The 25,255-nt window shown below is 61.5% G+C and carries 16 protein-coding genes; 6 read left to right on the plus strand and 10 right to left on the minus strand.

Features of this window, described 5'->3' with window-relative positions; all coding sequences use genetic code 11:
- Window positions 1–54 precede the first annotated feature (54 nt).
- The 8 genes from J3P81_RS22545 to glnE all read right to left on the minus strand — a co-directional run bounded on the left by J3P81_RS22545 (window position 55) and on the right by glnE (window position 11,115).
- The gene (locus J3P81_RS22545; RefSeq protein WP_434561004.1) at window positions 55–1,515 is read right to left on the minus strand and encodes a lipopolysaccharide kinase InaA family protein; all 1,461 of its coding nucleotides are present in this window, start codon (window positions 1,513–1,515) and stop codon (window positions 55–57) included.
- Window positions 1,515–2,267, minus strand: a complete 753-nt coding sequence (locus J3P81_RS22550; protein WP_420766147.1) for a lipopolysaccharide kinase InaA family protein — start codon at window positions 2,265–2,267, stop codon at window positions 1,515–1,517. Before J3P81_RS22550 ends, J3P81_RS22545 begins: the two co-directional genes overlap by 1 nt.
- Window positions 2,264–2,998, minus strand: a complete 735-nt coding sequence (locus J3P81_RS22555) for a lipopolysaccharide kinase InaA family protein (protein ID WP_434561006.1) — start codon at window positions 2,996–2,998, stop codon at window positions 2,264–2,266. Before J3P81_RS22555 ends, J3P81_RS22550 begins: the two co-directional genes overlap by 4 nt.
- Window positions 2,998–3,804 carry a lipopolysaccharide core heptose(I) kinase RfaP gene (gene rfaP, locus J3P81_RS22560; protein WP_434561008.1) on the minus strand — a complete coding sequence of 269 codons (807 nt, stop codon included), beginning with the start codon at window positions 3,802–3,804 and terminating at the stop codon, window positions 2,998–3,000. The genes J3P81_RS22555 and rfaP overlap by 1 nt, the downstream gene beginning before the upstream one ends.
- Window positions 3,804–4,925, minus strand: a complete 1,122-nt coding sequence (locus J3P81_RS22565; protein WP_434561010.1) for a glycosyltransferase family 4 protein — start codon at window positions 4,923–4,925, stop codon at window positions 3,804–3,806. The genes rfaP and J3P81_RS22565 overlap by 1 nt, the downstream gene beginning before the upstream one ends.
- Complete coding sequence (waaC, locus tag J3P81_RS22570) at window positions 4,925–5,983, minus strand: lipopolysaccharide heptosyltransferase I (protein ID WP_434561012.1); 1,059 nt, start codon at window positions 5,981–5,983, stop codon at window positions 4,925–4,927. Before waaC ends, J3P81_RS22565 begins: the two co-directional genes overlap by 1 nt.
- A 1-nt stretch (window position 5,984) precedes the next feature.
- Window positions 5,985–7,019 carry a lipopolysaccharide heptosyltransferase II gene (waaF, locus tag J3P81_RS22575; protein ID WP_434561014.1) on the minus strand — a complete coding sequence of 345 codons (1,035 nt, stop codon included), beginning with the start codon at window positions 7,017–7,019 and terminating at the stop codon, window positions 5,985–5,987.
- Window positions 7,020–8,175: 1,156 nt separating this feature from the next.
- Complete coding sequence (glnE, locus tag J3P81_RS22580; RefSeq protein WP_420766141.1) at window positions 8,176–11,115, minus strand: bifunctional [glutamate--ammonia ligase]-adenylyl-L-tyrosine phosphorylase/[glutamate--ammonia-ligase] adenylyltransferase; 2,940 nt, start codon at window positions 11,113–11,115, stop codon at window positions 8,176–8,178.
- A 382-nt stretch (window positions 11,116–11,497) separates the two neighbouring features.
- On the opposite strand from glnE, the gene aceE reads away from it, so the two are divergent.
- The 5 genes from aceE to msrA all read left to right on the plus strand — a co-directional run bounded on the left by aceE (window position 11,498) and on the right by msrA (window position 21,118).
- Entirely contained in the window at window positions 11,498–14,143 is a 2,646-nt protein-coding gene (aceE, locus tag J3P81_RS22585) for a pyruvate dehydrogenase (acetyl-transferring), homodimeric type (RefSeq protein ID WP_420766140.1), read from the plus strand.
- Window positions 14,144–14,154: 11 nt separating this feature from the next.
- On the plus strand, window positions 14,155–15,813 hold the full coding sequence (aceF, locus tag J3P81_RS22590; RefSeq protein ID WP_434561016.1) for a dihydrolipoyllysine-residue acetyltransferase: 1,659 nt from the start codon (window positions 14,155–14,157) through the stop codon (window positions 15,811–15,813).
- 294 nt (window positions 15,814–16,107) lie between these two features.
- Window positions 16,108–17,499 carry an alkaline phosphatase D family protein gene (locus J3P81_RS22595; RefSeq protein WP_434561018.1) on the plus strand — a complete coding sequence of 464 codons (1,392 nt, stop codon included), beginning with the start codon at window positions 16,108–16,110 and terminating at the stop codon, window positions 17,497–17,499.
- Window positions 17,500–17,692: 193 nt separating this feature from the next.
- The gene (locus tag J3P81_RS22600) at window positions 17,693–20,386 is read left to right on the plus strand and encodes an EAL domain-containing protein (RefSeq protein ID WP_420766137.1); all 2,694 of its coding nucleotides are present in this window, start codon (window positions 17,693–17,695) and stop codon (window positions 20,384–20,386) included.
- A gap of 84 nt (window positions 20,387–20,470) precedes the next feature.
- On the plus strand, window positions 20,471–21,118 hold the full coding sequence (msrA, locus tag J3P81_RS22605) for a peptide-methionine (S)-S-oxide reductase MsrA (RefSeq protein WP_420766136.1): 648 nt from the start codon (window positions 20,471–20,473) through the stop codon (window positions 21,116–21,118).
- 298 nt (window positions 21,119–21,416) lie between these two features.
- On the opposite strand, the gene J3P81_RS22610 is transcribed toward msrA, so the two are convergent.
- Window positions 21,417–22,256, minus strand: coding sequence for a 23S rRNA (adenine(2030)-N(6))-methyltransferase RlmJ (locus J3P81_RS22610; RefSeq protein ID WP_420766135.1), 840 nt, complete (start codon window positions 22,254–22,256; stop codon window positions 21,417–21,419).
- A gap of 126 nt (window positions 22,257–22,382) precedes the next feature.
- The gene (locus tag J3P81_RS22615; protein WP_434561020.1) at window positions 22,383–24,419 is read right to left on the minus strand and encodes a type VI secretion system tip protein VgrG; all 2,037 of its coding nucleotides are present in this window, start codon (window positions 24,417–24,419) and stop codon (window positions 22,383–22,385) included.
- A 262-nt stretch (window positions 24,420–24,681) separates the two neighbouring features.
- On the opposite strand from J3P81_RS22615, the gene J3P81_RS22620 reads away from it, so the two are divergent.
- Window positions 24,682–25,182 carry a DUF2165 family protein gene (locus J3P81_RS22620; protein WP_434561022.1) on the plus strand — a complete coding sequence of 167 codons (501 nt, stop codon included), beginning with the start codon at window positions 24,682–24,684 and terminating at the stop codon, window positions 25,180–25,182.
- Window positions 25,183–25,255: the final 73 nt, after the last annotated feature.

Below are 25,255 nucleotides of genomic sequence, written 5' to 3' on the forward strand. Positions count from 1 at the left end.
GTCGGGGCTGCTGCGCAGCCCAGCGGGAGCAAGCTCCCTCGCCACGGTGAGCGGTTACACGATAGCCGACGTGTTATCGACTGCCTTCGGCAACCGCTGATCGATCACCCGATACAGCGCACTTCCCTCAGGCCAATTACGCATGAACCGTGCGCGATCCCGGGCGTAGGCTTGGGCGAAGCTGGCCTGGGTCCGGTGTTGGCACATGGAATCAAGGTCGATCAATGCCCAGCGGTCGTCTTGCCAGAACAGGTTGTGTCCTTTGAAGTCCCCGTGGCTGATGCGCTCGCGGATCAGGTCGGCGAACAAGCGATCCAGCGCCAACAGCTCGGACTCAGGAGCTTCGCCGCTTTCCACATGCGGGGCGAAGCGTTCGATGATGTCCGGGCCAGACAGGTGTTCAGTGACCAGATAGGCGCCACGACGCAACCACAGGAAACGCTTCTCCAGCAACGCCAGTGGCTTGGGCGTGGCGATGCCGAGGAAGGCCAGCCGATGGCCTTCGCGCCAGGAATGCCAGGCTCGGCTCGGGCGCCAGAAGCGCTTGAGCCAGTGGGCGAAGCCCTTGATGTTGTAGCGTTTGATTACCAGGGTGCGACCGTTCGACTCGACCTTACCGACACTGGCGGCACCACCGGTCTTGTACAAGTGACCCTGGTCAAGCAACGCATCGGCATGCTCCAGCACCGGGACCATGGCCGTTTCTTCATCGCGACGAATAGCCCGCAGGCCGAACGGCCCGCGCTGCACGCTGAACAAGCTGCATTCGCGCCCGACCTTTTCAAGGAAATCTTTCAGCCGCCAGGCGTGGACCTTGTCGATCTGTTTTTGCAGCGCTTCCATCGGCAGGGCGTGTTCGGCGTTACTCAACAGGTAATGCACCAGCAACTCTTCATTGAACGGCTTGATGGATTTTGGAAGCTGGGCGAAAAACACCCCCAGGTTTTCCAAGACCTTTTGCCGCGACAATGGCTGGCCGGGGGTTTCGGCGCGAATGCCGGCCCCGTCGATGAGATAGAGCTTGTCGCCATGGCGCAGCAGATTGTCCAGGTGCAGATCTTCTTGCCACAGGCCCTTGCCGTGCAGCTGCGCAATAGCGCCCAGCGCCTCGGCCAGCACCGCCGTTTGTTCGTCCGCCAGCATGGGGAGATGTTCGACCTGCTTCCAGGCATCGCCAAGACTCTCGGCGCCTTCCAGCAGCTCGAACAGCAGCCAGCCACCCTCGCCTTCTTTTAAGCCATCGGCCAGCAGCAATGGGGTCGTCAGCCCCTGTTCCGCGAGGAGGCGAACACCTTGCAGCTCTCGTTGGAAATGCCGCGGCGCCTTGCTGCCCACCAGTAACTTGGCCAGCACCGGCCGGCCGCGCCAGATACCGGCGCCGACGTAACGCTGCCCAGGCAGCACCCGCAACAGTGACAACAGTTGCAATTGCGCCGGGCCAGCGGCATCCGCCAGCTCCAGGCTCAGGGGCAGGCTTGGGCTGCGGCCAGCGCCTTTCAATTCCGACAAATGCATCAGCGGGTCTCCTTATGAGTGCGTCGAGCGCTCAGGCGGGCCAACCATCGATCGACCAGCGCACCGTCAAGCGGTTGGTCCAGATAGGTAGACAGCAGCTGACGCACATCCTCTTCACTCCAGGCCCGGGCCCGGCGCAGCAACGGCTCCAGGTCCTTGACCCGGTCACGCTGCCCGAACAGCAGCGGACGGGTCTTTTCCAGGTCGATCAACTGTGCCTGGTGACCGCCGGCAGTGGCCTGCAGAAAAATATGCTTGGGATAGAAACAGCCATGCACCTGATGCATGTCGTGCAGTCGCCGCGCCAGGTGACCACAGGCCTGAACGATGGTGGTGCGTTGCACGGTCGTCAGGGACGGCCAGCGCTCCAGGAGCGAATCCAGGTCATCCCAGCCGTCCAAGGCGCGGGTCAACAGAATCGCCCGAACCTCGCCGTCCACTTTCCGCCGCCCGTAGAAGACCGCTTGCAACGCTGGGATACCCAACTGGCGATACCGGCTGATGTTGCGAAACTCCCGGGAAAAACTGGGTTCGCCAAAAGGGTGCGATAGCGTCCGGGTCAGGTAATTGCTCTGGCGCTTGAGGTAATAACCCTGCCCCTCGAGCTCCAGCCGGAACACACTGCTCCAGCCATCGCCCGCCGTATTGGGCTCGTCCACTGCGTCCAGCTTGCGCAACCAGAGGGCTTCGAAGCTGTCCAGGCCATGGCGCTCCAGCAAGGCCCGGTCTTCGGCGGCCAGGAAATCGGTCATTCACGCCCCTCGAAAAATCTCACCACGTGGCGAATACGTTTCTTGTCGCACGCATCGAGCCGGTCGCGCTGGCGATATTGCAGGTAAAAACGCAGGCGCTGGGTGGCCGACAAATGATATTTGGCGACTTTGTCCAGGCATGCCAGGTCTTTGGTGATCCGGTACTTGAGCCAGAAGCCGCGCCAGAAGTCACCGTTCGGGCAGTCGATCAGGAACAGACGCGCCCGGTCGTCGATCAGCAGGTTGCGCCATTTCAAGTCGTTATGGGTGAAACGGTGATCGTGCATGGTCCGGGTATAACCGGCGAGCTGCCGGCTCACGCCATCGACCCAGGCGCGATCGTCGAGCCGCGAATCGTGCCGCTCGGCCAGGGCTGAAAGGTCTTCGGTGCGCGGCAATTCGCGGGTGATCATCGCGCCGCGATCATAGGCCGCACCCCGTCGTTCCAGCCCCCAGGCGACAATTTCCGCTGTGGGAATTCCCCACTTGGCGAAACGCTTGAGGTTCTGCCATTCCGACTTGACCCGTGGCTTGCCCAGATAACGACGCAAGCCCTTGCCGGCGCCGGTATAGCGCTTGACGTAATAATTCACGCCGTTGCGCTGTACGCGGATCACCTCTGACAGTGGATCGCGGGTCAGGCGCTCGCCCTGGAGGGCGAACACCGCGTCGAGGCTGCCGAAATCCTGTGCCAGCTCAGCGTAGGCGGGTTCCAAATTCCAACCCGACATCAGAGCGCATCCCCGTACCGCTGTTTGCGCTCATACAGTTTCTTGGCCTTGCCTTCGAGCCAGGCCAGCAACGCAGCCTCTTGCGCCAGGATCTGGCGCAGCGGCTGCTGGAAATAGCCCTTGAGAAAACGCAGCTTGTCGCGCCGGGTCAAGCCAATGTCCAGCGCGGAGAAATACAGCGCCGCCAAGTCTTTGTTACGCCAGCGCGTGGTGATAGCCGGACGGGTCTGGGCGCGGTGCAGGTCGATCACCGAGAGTTTGAAATCCTTGGGCGTCACCGGTTTGTCGGTGTGCAGCAGGAAGTGGCAGATGTAGCAGTCGCGATGGTTGACCCCAGCGCGGTGCATCATGCCGGTCATGCGCGCCACTTCGGCGATCAGTGCTCGCTTTAGCCGGGGCTGCGGAGGCTGCTTGACCCAGTCGAGGCTGAAGTCTTCAAGGCTTATGGTAGGCGCCAGCTCCTCGGTAACAATAAAGGAATGCTGGTCCGCCGGATTGTTGCCCTTCTCTCCATAGGCAACGGCGGTCATGGTTGGCACGCCGACTTCCTGCAGCCGTTGGATGGCCTTCCATTCCTGGCCCGCGCCCAGCACCGGCAGCTTGGCGGTGAGCAGGTTCTTGAAAATCTCGCCCCAGCCGATGCCACGATGGATCTTCACGAAAAAACCACGACCCTCTACCTCCGTGCGCAGGGTGCGCCGGGCTTCGAGCTCACGGTAGACCTCGCCCTGGAGCGCTTCGACTTCGACGAACGCATCGCGCCCGGCCCAAAGGCTCTTGAACGGTTCGGCCAGCATCAATTTCATTAAGCGTGCTCCGCCAATATCACATCGGCCGCGTGCTGCGGCATGCTGTAGAGGTCGGCCGTCTCGGCGAAGGCCAGACCATTGCGGCTCCAGGCCGCCCTCGCTTGCGGATCACTAAGCATCCGGCTCAGATATTCGGTCAACTGCGCCTGTTCGAACGGCTCATCCAGCACCAGGCCGCTGTCGGCCTCGGCGATGTAGTGAGCGTACCCGCACACCGCGCTGACCAGCACCGGCAACCCGGCCACCAGCGCTTCGAGCAGTACCGTGCCGGTGTTTTCGTTGTAGGCCGGGTGGATTAACAGGTCGGCACCGAGCAGGAAACGCGGGATATCGCTGCGACCCTTGAGGAACCGCACATTATCGCCCAGACCCAGCGCAGCGCTCTGCATCTGGAATACCTTGGGGTCGTCCTGGCCGATTACAAACAGCCGAGTGCGTTTTTTCAATTGCGTGGGCAGCGCGGCCAGGGCCTTGAGGCTGCGGTCGACGCCCTTGGTCTTGAACCCGGAGCCGATCTGCACCAACAACAAATCGTCGTCGGCCAGCTCGAATTCGGCTCGGAACGCCGCCCTGATCTCATCGGCATCGGCGGGCCGACGACGATCGTGGGCAATGCCCGGCGGCAGCAGGTGAAAGCGCTCCAGCGGCGTGTCGTAGTGCTTGATGAACAGCGGCTGCTGGACTTCGGAAATCATCAGGACTTCGGTCTTGGCGTCCTTGGCGAACACGGCCCGCTCGTACTCGGCGAAATGCCGGTAGCGCCCCCAGCGTCGGTACAGCGAATTGCGCAGGTTCTGCGCCTTGTCTTCGAAGCAGCCGTCGGCGGCGTAGTACACGTCCAGGCCGGGCATTTTGTTGAAGCCGATCAACCGGTCCACCGGGCGCTTGGCCAGGTCGGCCTCCATCCACGCGCTGAGTTTCTCGTTGCGGCGGTGATTGAACAGCGCCTTGACCGGCGCCACCAGCACTTCGAAGCCGGGCGGGACGTCACCTTCCCAAATCAGCGTGTAGACGCGGATCTGGTGACCGCGTCGCTGACACTCCAAGGCGATGCGCATGAAGTCACGCTGCAGGCCGCCGAAGGGGAAATATTTGTAAAGGACAAAAGCCAATTGCATCAGCGCGGCTCCTCAGCCAATAACGTGCTCAGGTGGCTGGCAACACGCTCGGGATTCAGACGCGTGAAGCACAGGGGCTGCTCGCGTTTCAGGTCGAACCGCCGGGCATCTTCGGCGGTCGGTGGGTAAGTGCATTGTTTCTGCATGCACGGCGCGCAAGGAAAATCACTGGCGAGATGAATCTGGCCCTTGCCATAGGCGCCGGTCAGCACGGGATTGGTCGGACCGAGCAGCGAGATGGTCGGCACATCCAGAGCGGCGGCCAGATGCCCGAGGCCCGTATCCACGGCCACGCAGGCCTGGGCACCGGCGAGCACCTTGCCCATGCCGCCCAGGTTCAATTTCGGCAGCACCAAGGCATTGCGCAGCCCGTTGGCGATGCGCTCGGCCCTGGCCTTCTCGGCTGGGTTGCCCCACGGCAGTTTCACCACCACGCCGAATTGCCCCATGCGCTCGGTGAGCTGACGCCAGTAGAGCTCAGGCCAATGTTTGGATTCCCACGTCGTGCCATGCAGGAACACCACGTAGGTGTATGGGCGCGGCAATTCAACCAGTCGGTCGATGTCCAGGCCATAGCTGCCCTGGGTTTGCGGCAAGTCATAGCCCAGCGCCAAGGCGAACAGTTGACGTACACGCTCCACCGCATGCTGACCACGAGCGACCGCCAGGCGACGCGAATAGAAGCGCGCCGCGAGCGGTTCACGCGCCGAATCCTTATCCAGCCCAGCCACCGGCGCCTTGACGTAGCGGGTCAGCCAGGCACTTTTCAGCAGGCCTTGGGCATCGATCACCAAATCATATTTTTCGGCGCGAATGCTCTGCTTGAAGCGTCGCCATTCACCGCTTTTGAGGGTTTGCCAGAGGTTCTTGCGCCAGCGCCGGATCGCCACCGGGATGACCTTGCCCACGGCCGGATGCCAGGTAGGGATTTCGGCGAAACCCTCTTCCACCACCCAGTCGAATGTGATGCCAGGAATTGCCCGCGTCGCATCGGTCAGCGCTGGCAACGTGTGGACCACATCCCCCAGCGAAGAGGTCTTGATCAACAATACCCGCAAGTTACCGGACCTCCACGGGAGTGCCCTGCAAACGCTCCAGGGCCTCGTTCACCGCCGGCGGCATCAGCTGGCGCAGGCAGTTGTAATGGCCGAAGCGGCAGGTACGGTCGAAGCATGGACTGCACTCGATGCCCAGGCGCACGACTTCGACCTGATCGGCCAACGGCGGAGTAAAACCCGGCGAAGTCGAGCCGTAGACCGCCACCAACGGACGGTTCAGCGCGGCCGCGACGTGCATCAAGCCGGAGTCATTGGACACCACCGAATCGGCGCAGGATAACAGGTCAATCGCCTCGGCCAGGGACGTGTCGCCGCTGAGGTTGACCGACTCTTCCCGCAGGCCCGGAATCAGCCGCGAACGGATGTCTTCGCCCACCGAGTGATCGTTTTTCGAACCGAACAGCCAGACTTGCCAGCCTTCACGGATCTTCGCCTCGGCAACCTGGGCGTAATGCTCCGCCGGCCAGCGCTTGGACTCACCGAACTCGGCGCCCGGGCACAGGGCCAATACCGGGCGATCCAGGGTCAGACCGAACTTGGCCAGGGCCGTTTCGCGCGTTACCGGATCGATTTGCAGGCTCGGCCGCGGATACGGCTTGGGCAATTCGGCCCCCGGCTCGTAGGCCAGGGCCATGAAGCGCTCGATCATCAATGGATAACGATCTTTGTCCAGCGTGCGCACGTCATTGAGCAAGCCATAGCGAAACTCGCCGCGCCAGCCTGTGCGCTTGGGAATGCCGGCAAAGAACGGCACCAGCGCCGATTTCAGCGAATTGGGCAACAGGATCGCCTGGTCGTAGTGGCCGACCAGGGATTTGCCGATGCGCCGGCGAGTCGCCAGCTCCAGCACGCCATGGCCGAGCGGAAAGCTCAAGGCCTTGCGCACCTCGGGCATGCGCTCAAGGATCGGACGACTCCATTCAGGGGCCAGAACGTCGATTTCGCACTGCGGATGACGCAGCTTCAGACACTGGAACAGTGTCTGGGCCATCACCATGTCACCGACCCAACTGGGCCCAACGATCAGAATATTCATGTGCTTTCCAAAAACGATACGGGGAGGCCTACGCCTCCCCGCCTCGAGAATCACTGTGGCTTAGGTCGTTGCCTGTGGCCTTAATCTACAACACACCGCCAATCAACTGTGGGAGCGAGCTTGCTCGCGATGGGGCCAGCACATCCAACATCGATGTCGCCTGACCCACCGCTATCGCGAGCAGGCTCGCTCCCACAGGGGTTGCGCACAAGTATCCAATACCGTGCGGCACCGCCAATCAACTGTGGGAGCGAGCTTGCTCGCGATGGGGCCAGCACATCCAACATCGATGTCGCCTGACCTACCGCTATCGCGAGCAGGCTCGCTCCCACAGGGTTGCGCACAAGTATCCAATACCGTGCGACACCGCCAATCAACTGTGGGAGCGAGCCCGCTCGCGATGGGGCCAGCACATCCAACGTCGATGTTGTCTGACCTACCGCTATCGCGAGCAGGCTCGCTCCCACAGGGGTTCCGCATAAGTATCCAATACCGTGCAGCACCGCCAATCAACTGTGGGAGCGAGCTTGCTCGCGATGGGGCCAGCACATCCAACGTCGATGTTGTCTGACCTACCGCTATCGCGAGCAGGCTCGCTCCCACAGGGGTTCCGCGTAAGTATCCAATACCGTGCGGCACCGCCAATCAACTGTGGGAGCGAGCTTGCTCGCGATGGGGCAGCACATCCAACGTCGATGTCGCCTGACCTACCGCTATCGCGAGCAAGCTCGCTCCCACAAGGGTTGCGCACAAGTATCCAATACCGTGCAGCACCGCCAATCAACTGTGGGAGCGAGCTTGCTCGCGATGGGGCCAGCACATCCAACGTCGATGTCGCCTGACCCACCGCTATCGCGAGCAGGCTCGCTCCCACAGGGGTTGCGCACAAGTATCCAATACCGTGCAGCACCGCCAATCAACTGTGGGAGCGAGCCTGCTCGCGATGGGGCCAGCACATCCACCGTCGATGTCGCCTGACCCACCGCTATCGCGAGCAGGCTCGCTCCCACAGGGGTTGCGCACAAGTATCCAATACCGTGCGGCACCGCCAATCAACTGTGGGAGCGAGCCTGCTCGCGATGGGGCCAGCACATCCAACGTCGATGTCGCCTGACACACCGCTATCGCGAGCAGGCTCGCTCCTACATTCAATCCTTCAACTCAGCCCCAGCTCTCGCCAGATCCGCATCACCTGTCGACGCTCATCCACGAACTGGTCGCCTGCTATCACCCCAGTGTCTTTCTGCAAGGCCTGGCGGTGGGCGGCGGAGCGGTAGGCCTTGTAGGCTTCGCGCAACAGCGTGGCATCCTCGGCAGGCATCAATCCGACCTCCTGCAATCCGTCCAGGATGCGGATGTTATCGGTGTAGCGCACCAGTGAAGGGTACGCCTCGGACCAGGCCAGGGCCGCGTATTGCACCATAAATTCAATATCGACGATACCTCCGGCGTCCTGCTTGAGGTCAAAGGGCGCCGTGGCTTCGAAGGCATTCGGCGCGGTCCCGGCGGCGGTGGCCTTGCTGCCAAGGTTGTCGCGCATCTTGGCGCGCATCTCGCTGACTTCCTGGCGCAGCGTCGGCAAATCACGGGTGCGTCCCAACACCTGGGCGCGGACTTTTTCGAACGCCTGGCCGACGTCCTGGCTGCCCACCAGCACTCGCGCACGCACCAACGCCTGATGCTCCCAGGTCCAGGCTTCGTTTTCCTGATAGCGGGCAAACGCCCCCAGGGAACTGACCAGCAAGCCCGACGCCCCGGACGGCCGCAGACGCATGTCCACTTCATACAACTGCCCGGAGTTCGTCTGGGCCGTCAACAAGTGAATGATCCGCTGGCCAAGCCGGGTGAAGAATTGAGCGCCGTCGATGGGTTTCGGGCCGTCGGTTTCAGCCTGCGGGTCGCCATCGTGGATGAACACCAGGTCCAGGTCGGAACCATGCCCCAATTCCAGGCCACCGACTTTCCCATAACCGACAATGATGAACCCCGGATCGCACGGGCTCCCATCGGTGCGCAACGGTACGCCATGCTTGGCGACTGTCTGGCGCCAGGCCAGGGCCAGCACCTGCTCGAGGATGGCTTCGGCCAGCCACGTCAGGTAGTCGCTGACTTTCATCAACGGCAGGCTGCCGGCGATTTCCGAGGCAGCGACGCGCAGGCGGTGGGCCAGTTTGAAATGCCGCAAGGCTTCCATCTGTTGTTCGAGATCGTCCTCGGGGATGCGCGTCAGCCGCTCGCGCAATTCCGCCGCCAGCTCAGGCGCCAACGGCGGCTTGAACAAACGGCCTTCGTTGAGCAATTCATCGAGCAACAGCGGAAAACGGGTGATCTGCTCGGCAATCCATGGGCTCGCCGCACACAACGTCAGCAAACGCCGCAACGCGCCAGGGTTCTCGGTCAGCAGCACCAGATAAGCCGAACGGCGGGCCACGGCTTCAACCAATGGCAATACCCGTTCCAGCACCAGGTCCGGATTGGCGTGCTCCACCGCCTGAGCCAACAGGCGCGGAATGAATGCATCCAGGCGCTCGCGCCCCAAACGTTGCATCGCGCGCAATTGCGGGCTGGCGCGCAAGGCAGCCAAGGCCCTCAGCGCCTTGGACGCATCGGTGAAACCGCCCGCCTCCAACTGGCGACACGCCGCTTCCTCATCCTGGCTGTCTTCCCACAGCGGCAGCCATTCTCCACCCACCGCGACTTCGCCTTCGCTGCCCTCTTCTTCGTCCGGATCGGCGATGACCTGGCCGAAATGCCATGCCACGCGCCCACGCCAATGCATCAGCTGTTCATGGAACGCCGACCAGTCGGCGAAGCCCAGCATGAACGCAATGCGCGCCTGATCCTGCGCAGTGTCCGGCAGCATCTGCGTCTGGCGGTCGGCAATGGCCTGGATCGCATGTTCGGTGTAACGCAGGAACTCATAACCCTGGCGCAACTCGTCGATCACCTTGGACGGCAGGTAGCCCTGGCCCTCCAATGTGCCAAGCACCTTCAACAACGGTCGTTGCTGCAAGCTCAGGTCGCGACCGCCATGGATCAACTGGAACGCCTGGGCGATGAATTCCACCTCGCGGATGCCGCCCGAACCCAGCTTGATGTTGTCGGCCATGCCCTTGCGCCGCACCTCCTGCTGGATCAACTGCTTCATGGTGCGCAACGCTTCGATGGCGGAAAAATCCAGGTAACGGCGATAGACGAACGGGCGCAGCATGTCGAGCAGTTGCGCGCCGGCCACCTGGTCGCCCGCCACCACCCGCGCCTTGATCATCGCGTAGCGTTCCCAGTCGCGCCCCTGGTCCTGGTAATACTGCTCCAGGGCATTGAAGCTCAGCACCAGCGCGCCGGCCGAGCCATAGGGACGCAGACGCATGTCGACACGAAATACAAAGCCATCGACGGTCATCGGATCGAGGGCCTTGATCAGGCGCTGGCCAAGGCGGATGAAAAATTCCTGGTTATCCAGCGGCCGCTTCGCGCCGACGGTTTCGCCGCCTTCGGGATAGGCGAAGATAAGGTCGATGTCCGACGACAGGTTCAGCTCGACGGCGCCTAGCTTGCCCATGCCTAGGATGACCATCTGCTGCGGCTCGCCACTGCGCCGGCCGGTGGGTATCCCCAATTGCTGGCTCAGGCGTTGGTACAACCATCGATAGGCCTGGTCGATGCAGGTGTCGGCCATGTCCGAGAGATCGCGACAGGTCTGGACCAGGTCCGCCTGGCGGGTCAGGTCACGCCAAATGATGCGCACCTGCTGGCGGGTGCGCTGGCGACGCAGCACGCGACCCAACTCATCTTCGGTTTCGGCGGCCTGGACGGCGGCGCCGATCTGCGCGCACATTTCACCGGGGGCCAGGCTGCGGTCCAGCTCGCCGCTGTGCACCAGCTCCAATAGCATCGACGGGTCTCGTACACTTTGCTCGATGACAAAGTCGCTGGCCGCGACGACGCGATTGAACTCGGCCCAGCGCTGCGGCGTCCAGGCAGAGAGCCCATGGTCGTCGTCCAGAGTGGCGACCGCCGCGCGGAACGACTGCTCGGCCCGACTGACCAATGACTGGAGAATCGCCGGTATTTCGGCAAGCGAGGGCAGGCTCATGGTCTATCCTTGATCGGCGCGGGAAAGGCTGGATGTAGTATTTTTTCGAATGCCACTACCTGATCGACTGTCGAACAAAGATGATAAATAGCTGATTTTCTGGTTTTATTGGCAGCCGGCATCAAGTTTTTACCTGTTCGAGTTGGCTAATGACCAACAGTAACGATTATTCTCACAACGAAACGAGGGGCCATAAGCCGCTCATGTGTAGTTTTACTACTCGTCTATACATTCGAAAGGCTGAAACGGCCAACGATTTGTAGTAAAACTACACGCCGCCGAGACAACCTTCGGCAATCCAAGAATTTATATCGTCTGCCCACAAGGCCAGTCGCAAACTCAGGCAACCGATTCTGGTAGCCTTTCCGCCCTGGAGCAAGCCATGCAAGACCTCGATCCCGTCGAAACCCAGGAATGGCTGGACGCCCTGGAATCGGTTCTCGACAAAGAAGGCGAAGACCGTGCTCATTATCTGATGACCCGTATGGGTGAACTCGCAACCCGCAGCGGTTCGCAACTGCCCTACGCCATCACCACGCCATACCGCAACACGATCCCTGTCACCCACGAAGCACGCATGCCTGGCGACCTGTTCATGGAACGCCGCATTCGCTCGCTGGTGCGCTGGAACGCGTTGGCCATGGTCATGCGTACCAACCTGAAAGATTCTGACCTGGGCGGTCACATCTCTAGCTTCGCCTCCAGTGCGACGCTGTATGACATCGGCTTCAACTACTTCTTCCAGGCCCCGACCGACGAACATGGCGGCGACCTGATCTACTTCCAGGGTCACGCATCGCCAGGCGTCTACGCCCGTGCGTTCATGGAAGGCCGCATCACCGAAGACCAAATGAACAACTTCCGCCAGGAAGTGGACGGCAACGGCCTGTCCTCGTACCCGCACCCTTGGCTGATGCCTGATTTCTGGCAGTTCCCGACCGTTTCCATGGGCCTGGGCCCGATCCAGGCGATCTACCAGGCGCGCTTCATGAAGTATCTCGAAGCCCGTGGCTTCATCCAGCCAGGCAAGCAGAAAGTCTGGTGCTTCATGGGTGACGGTGAGTGCGACGAGCCGGAATCCCTGGGTGCGATCTCCCTGGCCGGCCGCGAGAAGCTGGACAACCTGATCTTCGTCATCAACTGCAACCTGCAGCGCCTCGACGGCCCGGTTCGCGGCAACGCCAAGATCATCCAGGAACTCGAAGGCGTGTTCCGTGGTGCCCAGTGGAACGTCAACAAAGTCATCTGGGGCCGTTTCTGGGACCCACTGCTGGCCAAGGACGTCGACGGCATCCTGCAACGCCGCATGGACGAAGTCATCGACGGCGAGTACCAGAACTACAAGGCCAAGGACGGCGCGTTCGTCCGTGAGCACTTCTTCAACTCGCCTGAACTCAAGGCGATGGTTGCCGACCTGTCCGACGACGAGATCTGGAAGCTCAACCGTGGCGGCCACGACCCGTACAAGGTCTACGCGGCGTACCATCAGGCGGTCAATCACAAAGAGCAACCGACCGTCATCCTGGCCAAGACCATCAAGGGTTATGGCACCGGTGCCGGCGAAGCGAAGAACACCGCGCACAACACCAAGAAGGTCGACGTCGAGAGCCTGAAGCTGTTCCGTGACCGCTTCGACATCCCGGTCAAGGACAGCGAACTGGAAAACCTGCCGTTCTTCAAGCCGGAAGAAGGCAGCGCCGAAGCCCGTTACCTGGCCGAGCGCCGCGCCGCCCTGGGTGGTTTCGTGCCGCAGCGTCGCGCCAAGAGCTTCAGCATCCCGACGCCGCCACTCGATACCCTCAAGGCCATCCTGGACGGCTCGGGCGACCGCGAAATCTCCACCACCATGGCTTTCGTGCGGATCCTGGCGCAACTGGTCAAGGACAAGGAAATCGGCTCGCGCATCGTCCCGATCATCCCGGACGAGGCCCGTACCTTCGGCATGGAAGGCATGTTCCGCCAGTTGGGCATCTACTCGTCCGTCGGCCAGCTCTACGAGCCAGTCGATAAAGACCAGGTGATGTTCTACAAGGAAGACAAGAAGGGCCAGATCCTCGAGGAAGGCATCAACGAAGCGGGCGCCATGAGCTCCTTCATTGCCGCCGGTACTTCGTATTCCAGCCACAACCAGCCGATGCTGCCGTTCTACATCTTCTACTCGATGTTCGGCTTCCAGCGTATCGGCGACCTGGCCTGGGCCGCTGGCGACAGCCGTACCCGTGGCTTCCTGATCGGCGGCACCGCCGGCCGGACCACCCTCAACGGTGAAGGCCTGCAGCACGAAGACGGCCACAGCCACATGCTGGCCGGGACCATCCCGAACTGCCGCACCTATGATCCGACCTACGGCTACGAGCTGGCGGTGATCATCCAGGACGGCATGAAGAAGATGACCGAAGAGCAACAGGACGTCTTCTACTACATCACCGTGATGAACGAGTCCTACCAGCAGCCAGCCATGCCGGCCGGTGTCGAGGCAGGCATCGTCAAGGGCATGTACCTGCTCGAAGAAGACACCCGCGAAGCGGCGCACCACGTCCAGCTGATGGGCTCCGGCACCATCCTGCGCGAAGTGCGTGAAGCGGCGAAGATCCTGCGTGAAGAGTTCAACGTCGGCGCCGACGTCTGGAGCGTCACCAGCTTCAACGAACTGCGTCGCGACGGCCTGGCCGTGGAGCGCAGCAACCGCCTGCACCCTGGCCAGAAGCCAAAGCTGAGCTACGTCGAAGAGTGCCTGAACGGCCGCAAAGGTCCGGTCATCGCCTCTACCGACTACATGAAGCTGTTCGCCGAACAGATCCGCCAGTGGGTCCCTTCCAAGGAATTCAAAGTGCTGGGCACCGACGGTTTCGGCCGTAGCGACAGCCGCAAGAAGCTGCGTCACTTCTTCGAAGTCGACCGTAAGTTCGTTGTGTTGGCAGCCTTGGAAGCCCTGGCTGACCGCGGCGATATCGAACCTAAAGTGGTGGCCGAAGCCATCGCCAAGTTCGGCATCGATCCGGAAAAACGCAACCCACTGGACTGCTGAGGAGAATTTTCGTGAGCGAACTCATTCGCGTACCTGACATCGGCAGCGGTGAAGGTGAAGTAATTGAACTGTTTGTGAAGGTCGGCGACCGCATCGAAGCCGACCAGAGCATCCTGACGCTTGAATCGGACAAGGCCAGCATGGAAGTGCCTGCGCCGAAAGCCGGTGTCATCAAGAGCCTGAAAGTGAAGCTGGGCGATCGCCTGAAGGAAGGCGACGAGTTGCTGGAGCTGGAAGTCGAGGGCGCCGCCGCGGCGCCTGAAGCGGCCGCCCCTGCTGCTGCCCCGGCGGCGGCTGAAAAGCCTGCCGCTGCGCCCGCTCCCGAAGCGGCTCCAGCTCCAGCTCCAGCTCCGGCCGCTGCGCCTGCCGCCGCCACCGTTCAGGACATCCATGTCCCGGACATCGGTTCGTCGGGCAAGGCCAAGATCATCGAAGTACTGGTCAAGGCCGGCGACACCGTCGAAGCCGACCAGTCGCTGATCACCCTGGAATCCGACAAGGCCAGCATGGAAATCCCATCGCCGGCCGCCGGTGTGGTGGAAAGCGTCGAGATCAAGCTGGAAGACGAAGTCGGCACCGGTGACCTGATCCTGAAGCTGAAAGTGGCCGGTGCCTCGGCGCCTGCCGCGCCAGCCCCGGCTGCTGCGCCTGCCGCCAAGGCCGAAGCCGCCCCAGCGCCAGCGCCAGCCGCCGCCCCCGCCGCCAAGGCCGAAGCGGCTCCTGCCCCTGTCGCCGCGGCGCCTGCGCCTAGCGGTGCCAAGGTGCACGCTGGCCCTGCGGTGCGTCAGCTGGCCCGTGAGTTCGGTGTCGAGCTGTCCGCCGTAGGCCCGAGCGGCCCTCACGGTCGTGTGCTCAAGGAAGACGTGCAAGCCTACGTCAAGGCCATGATGCAGAAGGCCAAGAACGCACCGGCCGAAGGCGCCACCGGCGGCGCGGGCATCCCGCCGATCCCGGCGGTGGACTTCAGCCGCTTCGGCGAAACCGAAGAAGTGGCCATGACTCGCCTGATGCAGATCGGCGCGTCGAGCCTACACCGCAGCTGGCTGAACATCCCGCACGTGACTCAGTTCGACCAGGCTGACATCACCGAGCTGGAAGCTTTCCGCGTTGCGCAGAAAGCCGTGGCGGAAAAGGCCGGCGTGAAACTGACGGTCTTGCCGCTGCTGCTCAAGGCCTGCGCGCACCTGCTCAAGGAACTGCCGGACTTCAACAGCTCCCTGGCCCCAAGCGGCAAGGCTGTGATCCGCAAGAAATACGTGCACATCGGCTTTGCCGTCGACACCCCGGAAGGCCTGCTGGTACCGGTCATCCGCAACGTCGACCAGAAGAGCCTTCTGCAACTGGCTGGCGAAGCCGCTGCCCTGGCCGAAAAAGCCCGGAACAAGAAGCTCACCGCCGACGACATGCAGGGCGCCTGCTTCACCATCTCCAGCCTCGGCCACATTGGCGGCACCGGCTTCACGCCGATCGTCAACGCGCCGGAAGTGGCGATCCTGGGTGTTTCCAAGGCCACCATCCAGCCAGTCTGGGACGGTAAAGCCTTCCAGCCGAAGCTGATGCTGCCACTGTCGCTGTCCTACGATCACCGCGTGATCAACGGCGCCGCCGCAGCGCGCTTCACCAAGCGCTTGAGTGACCTGCTGGGCGACATCCGCACCATCCTGCTGTAATACCGAACGGCCCTCCCTTGCGGAGGGCCGTTTGACTGCTGTTTTCCGAGCGCCACGCTCGTACCTCAACCCCGCCCGTTTGGCGGGGCTTTTTTTGCTCGGGCTAAAACCGTATTTCACTAACGGTTTTTCCTACCCCCTTGCGCATAAAAGACTACTTGCTCTGGTAGTCGTTGCCCACAACTACCGCCCCCTGCCCTACCGATATTTAACCTGCTTGCGGCTTTAGCATGAATCCAACGCGCCCAACAACTTTGGCGCTGACGAAAATATAAACTTCGAATGGATTCGAACATGTTAAAGCCAACGGTTGGCCCTATTATTGGCCACACGACAACCCACCACGCTCGTATCTTTCTACGAGGCGATGGGAACACCGACAATCCTTTATTCGCCGGTATCCGCTACCGCCGAAAAGGCGACACGGCCTGGTCCAGGGGACAGTTCATCCGACTGGTTTCTTATCGCGACTTAGCCGGTGTCATCGTATTGAAAGGCCTTGAGCCCGACACCTTCTATGAATACCAGGCCGGCTGGAAAAGCACATTGAGCCCGGCGCACACTCCAGAGACCATACTGGAGCTGCCGCTGCAGTGGCCCAAGGAGATTTACCAGTTGCGCACGCCCTCTAGCGAGACCGACGCCCCACGCAGCTATATCGTCGGCTCGTGTCGATACCTGCGCATTATCGCGGGTGTCCCGGCGACACCGGAACGGGGGGATCGCACATTCGCGGGTATCAACCGAATCGTGGAGCGAGCCAACCCACCCATCAGCGCAGTAGTGATGACCGGCGACCAAGTGTATCTCGACGACCTGAATTTCATTGCGCCGGACCGCAACCTCAAGGACATGTTATTCAAGTACCGAACTGCCTTTTCCCAACCCCATATTAAAAAACTGATGTCCAGCGTGCCGACTTACATGATGCTCGACGATCATGAAATAAAGGACAACTGGCCCGCCAAGAAGAATCACCAAGACGAAACTCTCTATACAAACGCTCTTGATACTTACGAGCTTTATCAAGCCAGTCACAGCCCGGCCCATGAACTTCTGGATGACGGCACGTTAAGGGCACTCACTCGCTACTGGTATACATTTGCCCATGGCAATACAGGATGGTTCGTTACCGACAGCCGGACTCGACGCAACCTGTCGGCAAACAACCGGCGCATCCTGGATGAAGAACAGGAACATTCGCTGCTGACATGGCTGATCGACAGCCCCTACCGGGTCAAATTCGTCGTCACCGGTGTCATGTTCTACCCCGACCGCAAATTCAACGCAGGGGATGCCTGGCAAGCGTTTCCAGAGCAACGGCTACGCTTGCTTGAAACCATCCGCAGCCATCGGATCAAGAATGTGATCTTCGTCTCTGGTGACGTGCACGGTTCCCTGACGAGCATGCTGACCCACAGCCAGGATCCTGACTTCCAAATCCACACAGTCGTCTCGTCGCCATTTTGCAACAGCAGGCTGTTGCCTTACGCCAATGCCTCGACTTTTATTCCCGGCAAACCCATGGCTCGGGCTCCAAGCGGTGAGTATCAATACGAGCTGACCGGCAAGGTGATCAGCCAGGACAACTTTGCCCAGCTGAAAGTCACGGCCCAGAGCGTTCAAGTGACGTTTCATGACCGTGACGGAGACCCATTGGAGGTCGTCGACATACCGTTGCGCTGAGCTTGCGTAGCCCAGGGAACACCTCTGATCGGCCGACAACTGGAGAAATCCCCTCGTCGGCCGATAAAAGGTTTATAGCACTTGGCCTTCATGTCTCTTGTCAGCCAGTGCCGCAATGATGCAACCTTGCGGCAATCCGTAATAACGAGGGCGTCAGCCCGGCGCGATCAGCATTTTCGAAGCGAGTCTCCCCATGAAAAGCCAACCCGATGCCGCCAGTCGTATGGCGGCCGAGGTAGTGACGCAGTTACCGGTGCCCTCGCGGCTCGGTATGCTGCGTTTCGAACGGCTGAATGAAGCAAGCTGGGCGTTGCTGTTCCTCGATCCAAACTGCGAACGCTACTTCGGCCTGCCGGCCGTTGAGCTTTGCTCGCTGGTCAGCTCTCCCTTCGCCAGCCTGATGGAGCCTGAAGCGCGCTATCAGTTGCATGACGCGATCCAACAGCAGTTGGCCCAGGCGTCCCACTATCTGATCCGCTACACACTGCACACCGCCAAAGGGCCGATGAACCTGCTGGAGACCGGTGAAGCCTACAGGCAGCACAATCGCCATCTGCTGCGCGGCTATCTGATGGTGGTGGACGACCTGCTGCAGGACGGGCCATCCATGCCGGCCGTGGACCTGGAAACCCAGAACTCCAGGCTCCAGATCGCCCTGGAATTGAATCAACGCGCGCAGCAGGAGCAACTCCAGCACCTGGACCGGGTCCGCGCCCAGCAAGACCTGATCCTGTTGTTGACTCGCCAGCGCTACAGCGCCAACAAATCCCTGCAAGAAGCCGCCGAGCTGATTACGCGCAGCGCGTGTGACATCTACCAGATCGATTGCGCGAGCATCTGGAATCTGGAGGACGGCAAGCTGGTACCGATCTCCGCCTATAATCGCGCCTCCCAGGAACATTTCCTGCCAAAGGTGATCAACGCCAGCGAATTTCCAGACTACATGGAAGCGTTGCAGACCTGCCGCGCCATCGATGCCCATAACGCGATGCGCGACCCTCGCACGCGGGAATTGGCCGAGAACCTCCGGGCCCGGGACGTCAATGCCATCCTCGACGCCAGCATCCGTATCGACGGGCAAGTCGTCGGGGTGCTCTGCCTGGAGCAAGTAGGCGCGACCCGCGCCTGGCAGTCGGACGAAATCGCCTTCGCCGGCGAACTGGCCGACCAATTCGCCCAGGTCATCAACAACCACAACCGCCGCACCGCCACCAGCGCCCTGCACCTGTTCCAGCGCGCCGTGGAACAGAGCGCCAACGCGTTCCTGCTGGTCAATTGCGACGGTGTGGTGGAGTACGTCAACCCAAGCTTCACCGCCATCACCCAGTACACCACCGAAGAAGTCCACGGCCAGCGCCTCTCGGAACTGCCGGCCCTGGAGAACCTCAGCGAACTGCTGTTCGATGCGCCATCGGCCCTGGCCCAGAGCAACAGCTGGCAGGGCGAATTCAAGAGCCGACGCAAGAACCTCGAACCCTACTGGGGCCAGTTGTCGATCTCCAAGGTCTATGGCGACAACCGCGAGCTGACCCACTACATCGGCATCTACGAAGACATCACCCAGACCAAACTGGCCCAGCAGCGCATCGAACGCCTGGCGTACACCGACAACCTGACCAATCTGGGCAACCGTCCGGCTTTTATCCGCAACCTGGATGAACGCTTCGCCCGCGACAGCAATTCGCCCATTAGCCTGCTGCTGGTGGACATCGACAACTTCAAGCGCATCAACGACAGCCTCGGCCATCAGACCGGCGACAAACTGCTGATCAGCCTGGCCCGGCGCCTGCGCAATAGCCTGAGCTCCAGCGGCAGCCTGGCGCGCTTCGCCAGTAACGAATTTGCGGTGCTGCTGGACGACACCGACCTTGAGGCCGGCCAACAGATCGCCAGCCAGCTGCTGATGACGCTCGACAAGCCGATGTTCGTCGATAACCAGTTGATCAGCGTGACCGGCTCCGTGGGCCTGGCCTGCGCGCCTTTGCATGGCCGCGACCCGCAGACCCTCATGCGCAACGCCGGCCTCGCCCTGCACAAGGCCAAGGCCAACGGCAAGCACCAGGTCCAGGTGTTCACCGAGGCGCTGAACGCCGAGGCCAGCTACAAGCTGTTCGTGGAAAACAACCTTCGACGCGCCTTGACCCAGAACGAACTGGACGTGTTCTACCAGCCCAAGCTGTGTCTGCGCAGCGGTCGCTTGCTGGGCATGGAAGCGCTGCTGCGCTGGAATCATCCGGAAAAAGGCATGATCCGTCCTGACCAGTTCATCAGCGTGGCCGAGGAAACCGGCCTGATCATCCCCATCGGCAAATGGATCGCCCGCCAGGCCTGCCGCATGAGCAAACAGCTGACCGCGGCTGGCCTGGGCAATCTGCAAGTGGCGATCAACCTGTCGCCCAAGCAGTTTTCCGACCCGGACCTGGTGGCCTCGATCGCCAGCATCCTCAAGGAAGAACAATTGCCCGCGCGGCTGCTGGAACTTGAACTGACCGAAGGCCTGCTGCTCGAAGCCACCGAAGACACCCACCTGCAACTCGACCAGCTCAAGCGCCTGGGCCTGACCCTGGCGATGGATGACTTCGGCACCGGTTATTCATCCCTGAGCTACCTGAAGAAATTCCCGATCGACATCATCAAGATCGATCGCAGCTTTATCCATGAAATCCCGGACAACCAGGACGACATGGAGATCACCTCCGCGGTGATTGCCATGGCCCACAATCTGAAGCTCAAGGTCGTGGCCGAAGGCATCGAGACCGCCCAGCAGCTCGCCTTCCTGCGGCGCCACCGCTGTGACGTCGGCCAAGGCTACCTCTTCGACCGGCCGATCCCCGGCGCAGAGCTCGTCGAGAAGCTCAAGCGCTACCCGCGCGGTCCGCTGGTCTGACAGCCGCTTATAGCTTGCAGCGGCTTTTCTGAGGCACACTGACGGTCTATTTCGCTCAACTCAATCTGACTGAGAGGACTGATGATGGTCTTGCGCTCGGAAATCCTGGTGAACAAAAACGTGCTTCCTACTCCCGATCAAGCTCTCCCTGGCCGTGAAACCCCAATGGCCGTGCCGGAAAAACACTTTGTCCTCGACGCGCCGCTGTTGGGCCCATTCGTCACCAATGTGGACTTCGCCATCTTCGGCCTCGGCTGCTTCTGGGGCGCGGAGCGCAGGTTCTGGCAACGTGAAGGCGTCGTCAGCACGGCGGTGGGTTATGCGGGCGGCTTTACGCCAAACCCGACGTATGAAGAAGTCTGCTCGGGCCTGACCGGCCACAGCGAAGTCGTGCTGGTGGTCTACGAGCCGGAAAAAGTCAGCTATGACGACTTGCTGAAGATGTTCTGGGAATTGCACAACCCGACCCAGGGCATGCGCCAGGGCAACGACATCGGCACCCAGTACCGCTCAGTGATCTACTGCACCACGCCCGAGCAACTGGAAGCGGCGAAGAAGAGCAAGGAAGTGTTCCAGGCTGAGCTGGGCAAGGCCGGGCTGGGGGAAATCACCACCGAAATCGACGAAGCGCCGACGTTTTACTTTGCCGAGGCGTATCACCAGCAATACCTGGCGAAGAACCCTGAAGGCTATTGCGGGATTGGCGGCACGGGCGTGACCTGCCCGATCTGACGGTCGGGCCCTGAAAAGCTTCGTCGGATCGCCGCCCGGAGCCAGCTCGCTCCCACAGGTCCGGTGGCGTACATAACTCTTGCGTACGCCTCAGATCCCCATGTGGGAGCGAGCTTGCTCGCGATAGCGGTGGATCTGGGGCGGTGATGTTGGATGTGCCGCCGCCATCGCGAGCAAGCTCGCTCCCACAGGGGCCCGGGGCGGACACAGATGTCGCGCACACCTCGACACCCCATGTGGGAGCGGGCTTGCTCGCGAAGGCGTCCTGCCTGACGACCTGAATGCATCGGCTCAGCGATCAGCTTTCAGCAATCAACCAATCCATCTGCCACCCACCCTGGGTCTGCCCAAGTTTCCTGGACAACCACGGCAGCAGCTCGCGCAGTTCCTCCTCAAGCCCCCACGGCGGGTTGGCAATGGCCAGGCCCGAGCCGTTCAGGCTGTTGGGCGTGGCCAGCGGGTGCACCAGCAATTCCACCCGCAACAATTTAGGCGCGCCCGTGCCGGCCAAGTCCTGGTAGAAACGACGCAACATGCGCTGGTCCTTTACCGGGTACCAGATCGCCGCCACGGTCTGGCGCATCCGACTGACGGCTTCCTTGAGCGACGCGGCGCAACGCTGCATCTCATCCAGCTGTTCGAACGGCGGATCGATCAACATCAGAGCGCGCTTCTCTGCCACCGGCAACAACGCACGAGGAACATGCCAGCCTTCGCCCAAGTGGACCGCCACGCGACGGTCGCCCTTCATGTTGTCCTTGAGCAGCACGCCGTCCTCCGGATGCTTCTCGTTGAGCAATACTCGGTCCTGCGGTCGGGTCAGTCGCCGTGCCAACTCCGGCGAGCCCGGGTAATAGCGCAACTGGCCGTCCGGGTTCATCTCGCGCAGCACCTTCATATAATCGGCGGTCAGGGGCGGCAGGTCGTCCTGGTCCCACAACCGTGCGATGCCTTCCAGGTATTCACCGGTACGGCTGGCCTGGTCGCCCTGCAAGTCGTAAAGCCCGATGCCTGCGTGGGTATCAAGGTAGGCGAAGGGCTGCTCCTTGCGCGACATCAAGGCGATGAGGCGGGTCAAGGTCAGGTGTTTGAACACATCGGCGTGATTGCCGGCGTGGAAGGCGTGGCGATAATTCATGGCGGCTCCTGCGAAGGGCGACGAGTTTACCTCGAAGCGCGCCCAACGTCAGGGTTGGCGGCCGAGTGGACGAACAGCGCCCCGTAGCGAGGGAGCTTGCTCACGCTGCACTGCGCATCTCTGAACTTATCTCCCAAGCGCAGCCAACGGCACGGCACAGGAACCCCCATTGCAGCGTTCGCACTCCTCACAGAACGGCGCAGGACTTTTCAAACTGAGTATTTGCGCCAATGACAGCGGTGGCGCCAGCGCGGCGGCAAGTTTATCCGGAGCGCCCGCTGCAACGGGTTCGGCGCCCATCGCCACCATCGGCGCGCCGCCGACCTGGATGGGTACGCTGCTGAAGATTCCGCCCGGTCCGATGTTGATCCAGTGCCCGCCGGCCTGGATGGTCGCAGTGGCGCCGCCCTCCAGCACGATCTGTTGGCCGGCGCTGACATGAAACCGCCCAGCAGCGCTCAGGGCCTGGTTGGCGACGCGGATATGCCGGTCGCCCGCCACCATCAGGTGATCGTCCTGGCGAACTTCAACCTGCCGTCGCCCCCGGGTGATGCGCTGCTCGCCGTCCTTGAGTTCGTGCCGGGACAAGCCGGCAACGAAGATGCTGCGCTCATGATCGACCTGCACGCGCTGGTCATGCAGCACATGCTGGGTCCAGTTGCGCTGGGCTCGAAGGTAGATCTCCTCGGCGCCCTTGCGGTCTTCGATGCGCAATTCGTTGTAGCCGCCACCACCGGGGCTGCTCTGGCTGCGCAGGATACTGCGGGTCTTGTCGGCCGGCAGGTCGAGCGGCAGCGGGTTGGCGCCGTTCGGCAGGCAACCGACCACCAGCGGTTTATCGACGTCGCCGTCCATGAACCCGACCAGCACTTCCATGCCGACCCGAGGAACCATCACACTGCCGTAACGATCGTGCGCCCAGCCGGTGGCCACGCGCAGCCAGCAGCTGGAATGCTCATCACCTGCACCGTCGCGATCCCAGACCAGTTGCACCTTGACCCGCCCGAACTCATCGCAATGGATCTCGCTGCCCACCGGTCCGGTCACTACCGCTGACTGGTAGCCACTGATCGACGGCTTCTTGTGCTGCAAAGGCGGACGGAAAAAAACGTCCCAGGGCGTCGCCAGGAAGGTATTGCCGTAGCCCTGGAATTCACCCGGGCCGACCGAAGCGTTCTCTTCCAGCACTTGCGGCTGCCGGCCACGGTGATCGACCTGCGTCAACAGCCAGAGATCATTCCATTGCGGGCGGGGATGCTCCTCGATGCGCATGAAATGTCCGCTGGCGAAAGCGCTGTCGTCACTGCTGCCCTCCGCCAAAAGGTGCTCCGCGCCGTGTCGCTCGAGGGAACGTCGGGCCAGGTGGCTACCATCGGCACGGTCGATGAATTGGCCGGGATATTGATAATCTTCAAGCGAAGCTGGCGCTTGCCCACCGAGACCGGCTTGCAGCAGCAGGCCAGGCTTGCGGAAGTCATAGTCGCGTAGCGTCACCGCAGTGGTTCGCGCCTGGTGCCGTACCGCCAAGCGCTTGATGGCCGGCGCAGCGCCAGCCATCCCGCTGCCCGGCAGGTATAGTGTCGACTCGGGTAAACGCTTGAACATCGTCTGGTCGTCGCCAAACACCAGCAGATGCCCGTCAGGGCTGTGCTGGAAGTGGTAATGGATGCCGACCTCGGCACATAGCCGCTCGATGAAGTCCAGATCGCTTTCACCGTACTGCACGCAATATTCACGCTCGGGGTATTGCCCACCCAGACTGAACTGGCATGCATCGGCCAGGATGCCGTGATCCTTCAGGACGAGGCCAACGATAGCGGGCACACTCAGATGCTGGAAAATTCGCCGGTTGATGCGGTGGCGCAAGTACGCCAGGCGTGGCACGAGGGTGATCTGGTAACGGGTCAGGCGCTTGCCCGAGTCGCCTTGGGCCACGCTGTAGACCTGGCCATGTATCCCACCGCCGCGGTGATCGAAACCCAGGTAAGCCTGGCGATGCAGAAGGTCCTCCAGCACCAGGTCGGGCCGATCGCTGACCAGCTCCAGATCAAAGCAATAGGGTTGGCTGATGGCTTCCTTGCCCTTGAACTCAAGCACCTTGAGGTCATTTGGCCCGCTGTCGAACGCCAGCGTGAAACGTGGTGAATTGGCAGGCGCGAACATCCGATGTGCCTCTGCTGAATGAGACGGGCCATTCTGCACGAGCCACTGGCAGTGTTGATCCATTGTCAGGAAAAACAGATTTCCCCTACACCCAAGAGTCAAAAAGCTGCAAGGCACGCTGCATTTTCCGATGGACAATCCATACACCGCGATCCTGAAAGCCTTCGTACAAAGTAATCAGCTGCTTCTTACACAGCGACCGGCCTTCTATCGCGCAAAGGCGTGATAACGTCGTTTGGTCGTAAAAGCCAAGGACGCAACCATGACCCTCCGCTATACAAAAATCGCCATGATCCTGGCGCTTGCCGCCTTCGCCTTCCTGACCGTGTTCAACAACGTCACGGACTACAGCTCCAACTTCAATTTCGTCCAGCATGTGCTGAGCATGGACACCACCTTTCCCAACAACGCCGCCCGATATCGGGCCATTGACAAGCCCTGGATGTGGCACGGGGCTTATGGGCTGATCATCCTCGGCGAAGCAATCACCACCGTGCTGCTGGCCTATGGCGGGCTGACACTCTGGCGGGCACGCAGGGCGGATGGCCTGGCTTTCAATCGGGCAAAAAAATGGCCCATCGTTGGGCTGACGGTCGGATTCTTCGTCTGGTTTTTCGGCTTCATGGTTGTTGGCGGCGAGTGGTTCCTGATGTGGCAATCCGAGATCTGGAATGGCCAGGATGCCGCGTTCAGGTTCTACATGGCGCTGCTGGGCGTACTGATTTTTCTCAACCAGCCCGACACCTTGGACCCTCAGCCATAAAAAACGGCCCGCTCCAATGGAGGCGGGCCGTTTTTTTACTGTTTTGAGCGAGCCATTGCAGGCTCGCCAAAGC

It is taken from the genome of Pseudomonas sp. R1-6 (assembly GCF_051132115.1).
Taxonomy (GTDB): Bacteria; Pseudomonadota; Gammaproteobacteria; order Pseudomonadales; family Pseudomonadaceae; genus Aquipseudomonas.

Bases quoted from the DNA above. Each gene is read 5' to 3' on its own strand.
- J3P81_RS22545 (WP_434561004.1), bottom strand. From the start codon at position 1,515: ATGCATTTGTCGGAATTGAAAGGCGCTGGCCGCAGCCCAAGCCTGCCC.
- J3P81_RS22550 (WP_420766147.1), bottom strand. From the start codon at position 2,267: ATGACCGATTTCCTGGCCGCCGAAGACCGGGCCTTGCTGGAGCGCCAT.
- J3P81_RS22555 (WP_434561006.1), bottom strand. From the start codon at position 2,998: ATGTCGGGTTGGAATTTGGAACCCGCCTACGCTGAGCTGGCACAGGAT.
- rfaP (WP_434561008.1), bottom strand. From the start codon at position 3,804: ATGAAATTGATGCTGGCCGAACCGTTCAAGAGCCTTTGGGCCGGGCGC.
- J3P81_RS22565 (WP_434561010.1), bottom strand. From the start codon at position 4,925: ATGCAATTGGCTTTTGTCCTTTACAAATATTTCCCCTTCGGCGGCCTG.
- waaF (WP_434561014.1), bottom strand. From the start codon at position 7,019: ATGAATATTCTGATCGTTGGGCCCAGTTGGGTCGGTGACATGGTGATG.
- glnE (WP_420766141.1), bottom strand. From the start codon at position 11,115: ATGAGCCTGCCCTCGCTTGCCGAAATACCGGCGATTCTCCAGTCATTG.
- aceE (WP_420766140.1), top strand. From the start codon at position 11,498: ATGCAAGACCTCGATCCCGTCGAAACCCAGGAATGGCTGGACGCCCTG.
- J3P81_RS22595 (WP_434561018.1), top strand. From the start codon at position 16,108: ATGTTAAAGCCAACGGTTGGCCCTATTATTGGCCACACGACAACCCAC.
- J3P81_RS22600 (WP_420766137.1), top strand. From the start codon at position 17,693: ATGAAAAGCCAACCCGATGCCGCCAGTCGTATGGCGGCCGAGGTAGTG.
- msrA (WP_420766136.1), top strand. From the start codon at position 20,471: ATGGTCTTGCGCTCGGAAATCCTGGTGAACAAAAACGTGCTTCCTACT.
- J3P81_RS22610 (WP_420766135.1), bottom strand. From the start codon at position 22,256: ATGAATTATCGCCACGCCTTCCACGCCGGCAATCACGCCGATGTGTTC.
- J3P81_RS22615 (WP_434561020.1), bottom strand. From the start codon at position 24,419: ATGTTCGCGCCTGCCAATTCACCACGTTTCACGCTGGCGTTCGACAGC.
- J3P81_RS22620 (WP_434561022.1), top strand. From the start codon at position 24,682: ATGACCCTCCGCTATACAAAAATCGCCATGATCCTGGCGCTTGCCGCC.